6 protein-coding genes are annotated in these 6,330 nt (G+C 70.6%); all 6 read left to right on the forward strand.

Annotated features, from left to right (window positions below):
• On the forward strand, positions 1-1,678 hold a 1,678-nt coding region (locus tag CCN42_RS21515; RefSeq protein ID WP_143661978.1), incomplete at its 5' end, for a DNA translocase FtsK.
• A gap of 261 nt (positions 1,679-1,939) precedes the next feature.
• A complete protein-coding gene (locus CCN42_RS21520; RefSeq protein WP_086737955.1) occupies positions 1,940-2,797 on the forward strand; it encodes a helix-turn-helix domain-containing protein in 858 nt (285 codons plus the stop codon).
• Between the two features lie 93 nt (positions 2,798-2,890).
• Positions 2,891-4,363 (forward strand): 30S ribosomal protein S12 methylthiotransferase RimO, encoded by a 1,473-nt coding sequence (gene rimO / locus CCN42_RS21525; protein ID WP_086737957.1) that lies wholly within the window; start codon positions 2,891-2,893, stop codon positions 4,361-4,363.
• The gene (gene pgsA, locus CCN42_RS21530) at positions 4,360-5,232 is read left to right on the forward strand and encodes a CDP-diacylglycerol--glycerol-3-phosphate 3-phosphatidyltransferase (protein WP_086737958.1); all 873 of its coding nucleotides are present in this window, start codon (positions 4,360-4,362) and stop codon (positions 5,230-5,232) included. The genes rimO and pgsA overlap by 4 nt, the downstream gene beginning before the upstream one ends.
• A 17-nt stretch (positions 5,233-5,249) precedes the next feature.
• On the forward strand, positions 5,250-5,786 hold the full coding sequence (locus CCN42_RS21535) for a CinA family protein (protein ID WP_245877400.1): 537 nt from the start codon (positions 5,250-5,252) through the stop codon (positions 5,784-5,786).
• A 109-nt stretch (positions 5,787-5,895) separates the two neighbouring features.
• Positions 5,896-6,276: a helix-turn-helix domain-containing protein gene (locus tag CCN42_RS21540; protein WP_086737960.1), complete on the forward strand. Its 381-nt coding sequence runs from the start codon at positions 5,896-5,898 to the stop codon at positions 6,274-6,276.
• Positions 6,277-6,330: the final 54 nt, after the last annotated feature.

Genomic DNA, 6,330 nt, shown 5'->3' on the forward strand with positions numbered 1-6,330 from the left:
CGCGGAGCTCACGCAGGGGGTGGGCGCCGGGGACCGGGAGCAGCGGACGCCCACTCCGGCCCCGGCGCGGGCCCCGACCCCGGTGCCAGCCGCGCGGCCCGAGCGGGAGCAGACGGGGCCGGCGGTTCCCGACCTCACCAAGACGCCGCCGAGCCAGCCCCGGGACCTGCCCGCGCGCGCGGAGCAGCTCCAGCTGTCCGGCGACATCACCTACGCCCTGCCCTCGCTCGACCTGCTCACGCGCGGCGGGCCGGGCAAGGCGCGCAGCGCCGCCAACGACGCGATCGTCGAGTCGCTGACCACCGTCTTCACCGAGTTCAAGGTCGACGCGCGGGTCACCGGCTTCACGCGCGGGCCGACGGTCACGCGCTACGAGGTCGAGCTCGGCCCGGCCGTGAAGGTCGAGCGGATCACCGCGCTGACCAAGAACATCGCGTACGCCGTCGCCAGCCCGGACGTGCGGATCATCAGCCCGATCCCCGGCAAGTCCGCGGTCGGCATCGAGATCCCGAACACCGACCGGGAGATGGTCAACCTCGGTGACGTACTGCGGCTCGCGGAGTCCGCGGAGGACGACGACCCGATGCTGGTCGCCTTCGGCAAGGACGTCGAGGGCGGCTACGTCATGCACTCGCTGGCGAAGATGCCGCACATGCTGGTGGCCGGAGCCACCGGCTCCGGCAAGTCGTCCTGCATCAACTGCCTGATCACCTCGATCATGATGCGTGCGACCCCCGAGGACGTCCGGATGATCCTGGTCGACCCCAAGCGGGTCGAGCTGACCGCCTACGAGGGCATTCCGCACCTGATCACGCCGATCATCACCAACCCGAAGCGGGCCGCCGAGGCGCTCCAGTGGGTCGTACGGGAGATGGACCTCCGGTACGACGACCTGGCGGCCTACGGCTACCGGCACATCGACGACTTCAACCGCGCGGTGCGCGAGGGCAAGGTCAAGCCGCCGGAGGGCAGCGAGCGCGAGCTCCAGCCGTATCCGTATCTGCTGGTGATCGTGGACGAGCTGGCCGACCTGATGATGGTCGCCCCGCGGGACGTCGAGGACGCCATCGTGCGGATCACGCAGCTCGCGCGCGCGGCGGGCATCCACCTGGTGCTCGCCACCCAGCGGCCGTCGGTCGACGTCGTCACCGGCCTCATCAAGGCGAACGTGCCCTCCCGGCTCGCCTTCGCCACCTCCTCGCTGGCGGACTCGCGGGTCATCCTCGACCAGCCGGGCGCCGAGAAGCTGATCGGCAAGGGCGACGGGCTGTTCCTGCCGATGGGCGCGAACAAGCCGACGCGTATGCAGGGCGCCTTCGTCACGGAGGCCGAGGTCGCGGCCGTCGTGCAGCACTGCAAGGACCAGATGGCGCCGGTCTTCCGGGACGACGTCGTCGTGGGGAGCAAGCAGAAGAAGGAGATCGACGAGGACATCGGCGACGACCTCGACCTGCTGTGCCAGGCGGCCGAGCTGGTCGTCTCCACGCAGTTCGGGTCGACCTCCATGCTCCAGCGCAAGCTGCGGGTCGGCTTCGCCAAGGCGGGGCGGCTGATGGACCTGATGGAGTCCCGGAACATCGTCGGGCCGAGCGAGGGCTCGAAGGCGCGGGACGTGCTGGTGAAGCCGGACGAGCTGGATGGCGTGCTGGCGATGATCCGTGGGGAGTCTGAAGGGTAGGGAGACGGTTGCCGAACTGGGCCGACGGGGGGAACGCGATACTCCGGTTGTCCGATCGTGACACACCCGTAAGGGATCGGTGACCAACCGTTTCCCTACGGCGTACGTCAAGTTGAGGGAAGCGAAAACCGTGTACCCGACCATCGGAACGACCGGCCATTCCGATGGCGTACAAAGTCCTACCGCCCGGTTGCCCCACCCTTTCGTACCCCCCCTAGACTGAACCTCCAGCAGGTGGCTACACGCTCGAAAGGCGCCCCCGTGTCCATCGGCAACTCCCCTGAAGACGAGCGTCCGTTCGAAGACGTATCCGACGTTTCCGGCGTGCCCGAGAAGCCCCGACCCTCCATCGGCCGTGCGCTGCAGCAGGCGCGCATCGCGGCCGGGCTGACCGTCGACGACGTCAGCAGCGCCACCCGGGTCCGGATCGCCATCGTGCACGCGATCGAGTCGGACGATTTCGCGCCCTGCGGCGGGGACGTGTACGCCCGCGGCCACATCAGGACCCTGGCCAGGGCCGTCCACCTGGACCCGGACCCGCTGATCGCCCAGTACGACGCCGATCACGGCGGACGGCCGGCGCCCACCCCGGCGGCACCGCTGTTCGAGGCGGAACGCATCCGCCCCGAGCGGCGCGGGCCGAACTGGACGGCGGCGATGGTCGCCGCGATCGTCGCCGTGGTCGGCTTCGTCGGCTTCACCGTGTTCAAGGGCGGCTCCGGCAGCGATGCCGGGACGCAGGTGGCCGAGGGCGCTCCGCCGTCGAAGGGCACGTCCTCCTCGCCGAGCGCCGGGACCGGCAAGACCACCGACCCCAAGCCGGACCCGACCGAGAGCGCCATCGCCGCCGCGCCGCAGGACAAGGTGACGGTGCAGGTCAGCGCGGTCGACGGCCGGAGCTGGATCTCGGCCAAGGACCACAACGGCCGACTGCTCTTCGACGGGCTGCTCAAGCAGGGCGACTCCAAGACCTTCCAGGACAGCTCCAGGATCAACCTGGTCCTCGGCGACGCCGGCGCGATCCAGCTGTATGTGAACGGCAAGAAGATCGAGGACGACTTCCAGCCGGGTGCCGTGGAACGGCTCACGTACACGAAGGGCGACCCGCAGGTCGGATAAGGGGCCTCATCAGGGGAAGGCGGGACGGGGTTGACCAAGATCGGTCAACCCCGTCGACGTGGGGTGTCCGTGGGACGAAGTAGTCTTGAGCCCATGCCTGAACGCCGTACCGTCGCACTGGTCACCCTTGGCTGCGCCCGTAACGAGGTGGACTCCGAGGAGCTCGCAGGCCGTTTGGAGGCGGACGGCTGGCAGCTCGTCGAGGACGCCGCGGACGCGGACGTCGCCGTCGTCAACACCTGCGGCTTCGTCGACGCCGCCAAGAAGGACTCCGTCGACGCCCTGCTGGAGGCCAACGACCTCAAGAGCCACGGCAGGACCCAGGCCGTGGTGGCGGTCGGCTGCATGGCCGAGCGGTACGGCAAGGAGCTGGCCGAGGCCCTGCCCGAGGCCGACGGCGTGCTCGGCTTCGACGACTACGCCGACATCTCCGGCCGGCTCCAGACCATCCTGAGCGGCGGCATCCACGCCGCCCACACCCCGCGCGACCGGCGCAAGCTGCTGCCGATCAGCCCCGCCGAGCGCCAGGAGTCCGCGGCGGAGGTCGCCCTTCCGGGGCACGCCCCCGCCGACCTCCCGGAGGGCCTGGCCCCCGCGTCCGGCCCCCGCGCGCCGCTGCGCCGCCGGCTCGACGGCTCCCCGGTCGCCTCGGTGAAGCTGGCCTCCGGCTGCGACCGGCGCTGCACCTTCTGCGCCATCCCGTCCTTCCGCGGCTCCTTCATCTCCCGCCGCCCCAGCGACGTGCTGAACGAGACCCGCTGGCTGGCCGAGCAGGGCGTCAAGGAGATCATGCTGGTCTCCGAGAACAACACCTCGTACGGCAAGGACCTGGGCGACATCCGCCTGCTGGAGTCGCTGCTGCCCGAGCTGGCCGAGGTGGACGGCATCGAGCGGGTGCGGGTGAGCTACCTGCAGCCCGCCGAGATGCGGCCCGGGCTCATCGACGTGCTCACCTCCACGCCCAAGGTCGCCCCCTACTTCGACCTCTCCTTCCAGCACTCCGCCCCGGACGTGCTCCGCGCGATGCGCCGCTTCGGCGACACCGACCGCTTCCTGGAGCTGCTGGACACCATCCGGAGCAAGGCCCCCGAGGCCGGTGTGCGCTCCAACTTCATCGTCGGCTTCCCCGGCGAGACCGAGGCCGACCTGGCCGAGCTGGAGCGCTTCCTGAACGGCGCGCGCCTGGACGCCATCGGCGTCTTCGGCTACTCCGACGAGGAGGGCACCGAGGCCGCGACGTACGACAACAAGCTCGACGAGGACGTGGTCGCCGAGCGACTGGCCCACATCTCCCGGCTGGCCGAGGAGCTGGTCTCGCAGCGCGCGGAGGAGCGCGTCGGCTCGACCGTGGAGGTCCTGGTCGAGTCGGTGGACGAGGAGGAGGGCACCTACGGCCGCGCGGCCCACCAGGCGCCGGAGACGGACGGGCAGGTGCTGCTCACGAGCGGCGCGGGCCTGAGCGTCGGCCGTATGGTCGAGGCCAAGGTGGTCGGCACGGAGGGTGTCGACCTGGTGGCCGAGCCGCTGGCGGGCCATCCCGGAGGCAGCGAGGAGGCGGGCAGATGACCGGAGTGCCGGCGGCCGCGGGCGGGCCCGCCCGGGCGAACGGCGCGGCTGCGGCTTCCGCCCAGGCCATGGGGGCCGCGGGTGTCGCCGCCCACGGCCAGAGTGCCGCCGGGCCTCGCGGGGCCGCGGTGGCCGCCTCGGTGCCGGACGGCGGGTCCGGGGGCGGCTCCGGTGCGTCCGGTGCGTCCGGTGGAGTCGCTGGGGATGTTGCGTCCGGCGGCGGTGCGCCGGAGGACGCGAAGCCCGCGCGGGGCGGCAAGATCGCGGCCGCCGCGGTCAACCAGGCGAGCGTCTGGAACATCGCCAACCTGCTGACCATGCTCCGGCTGGTCCTGGTGCCCGCCTTCGTCGCCCTGATGCTCGCCGACGGAGGGTACGACCCCGCATGGCGTTCGCTCGCCTGGGCGGCCTTCGCCATCGCCATGATCACCGATCTCTTCGACGGCCATCTGGCGCGCGCCTACAACCTCGTCACCGACTTCGGGAAGATCGCCGACCCCATCGCCGACAAGGCGATCATGGGGGCGGCGCTGATCTGTCTCTCGGCACTGGGTGACCTGCCGTGGTGGGTGACGGCGGTGATCCTCGGACGGGAACTCGGGGTCACGCTGCTGCGGTTTCTGGTCATTCGGTACGGTGTCATCCCGGCCAGCCGGGGCGGCAAGCTCAAGACCCTCACGCAGGGCGTGGCGGTCGGGATGTACGTGCTGGCGCTGACGGGGTGGCTGGCCACCCTGCGCTTCTGGGTGATGGCCGCGGCGGTCGTCCTGACCGTGGTGACCGGTCTGGACTATGTGAGACAAGCCATTGTGCTGCGCAGGCAGGGAATTGCCGAGCGCAGGGCCGCGTTGGAGGAGACGGAAGGGTGAGGTCCACGGCTGCCGACATCGCCGCCGACGTGGTGCGACTACTCACGGTGAAGGGCGAGACGGTCGCCGTCGCCGAGTCGCTGACCGGTGGGCTGGTCGCCGCGGAGCTCACGGCGGTTCCGGGGGCGTCCAAGGCGTTCCGCGGTTCGGTGACGGCCTACGCCACCGAGCTGAAGCACCGGATGCTCGGTGTCGACGACGACCTGCTGGCCCAGCGCGGAGCGGTGGACCCGCAGGTCGCGGCCCAGATGGCGGCCGGAGTCCGCAAGGCCCTGGGAGCCGACTGGGGAATCGCGACCACCGGTGTCGCCGGCCCCGACCCCCAGGACGGACAGCCCGTCGGGACGGTTTTCGTGGCGCTGGACGGGCCCGTTGGGCCCGGTTCCGGTTCTGCCGGTGGCGGAAAAGTGCAGCCGCTGCGGTTGAACGGCGACCGCGCGGAAATTCGTATGGAGAGTGTACGGAGCGTACTCGCACTGCTCTTGAAGGAACTTGCGAGCGAACAGACCGGGAATGAGCGGGCACAGGATACGGAACGGAACGGGGGGTTTTGATGTTTGCAGCCCTGAGTGAACACGACATCGCTCCCCGCACGGCCGCGGCGCGAGGCGGTACGGTGGGGCGTGAAGGATGCGGCTACGCGGTCCGAGGAGGGAGCCACCGATGATTCTGCTCCGTCGCCTGCTGGGTGACGTGCTGCGTCGGCAGCGCCAGCGCCAGGGCCGTACTCTGCGCGAAGTCTCCTCGTCCGCCCGAGTCTCACTCGGCTATCTCTCCGAGGTGGAGCGGGGGCAGAAGGAGGCTTCCTCCGAACTGCTCGCCGCCATCTGCGACGCGCTGGACGTACGGATGTCCGAGCTGATGCGGGAAGTGAGCGACGAGCTCGCCCTCGCCGAGCTGGCCCAGTCCGCTGGGGCCACCCCCAGTGAGCCTGTGCACACGCCGGTTCGTCCGATGCTTGGTTCCGTTTCGGTGACCGGTGTGCCACCGGAACGGGTGACCATCAAGGCGCCCGCCGAAGCGGTGGACGTGGTCGCCGCGTGAGTGTCTCGCGGCGCTGACAGAGTGTGACGTGTGAGCCCCGGCCGGGGCTTCTCC

Source organism: Streptomyces glaucescens, assembly GCF_002154375.1.
GTDB lineage: Bacteria > Actinomycetota > Actinomycetes > Streptomycetales > Streptomycetaceae > Streptomyces > Streptomyces glaucescens.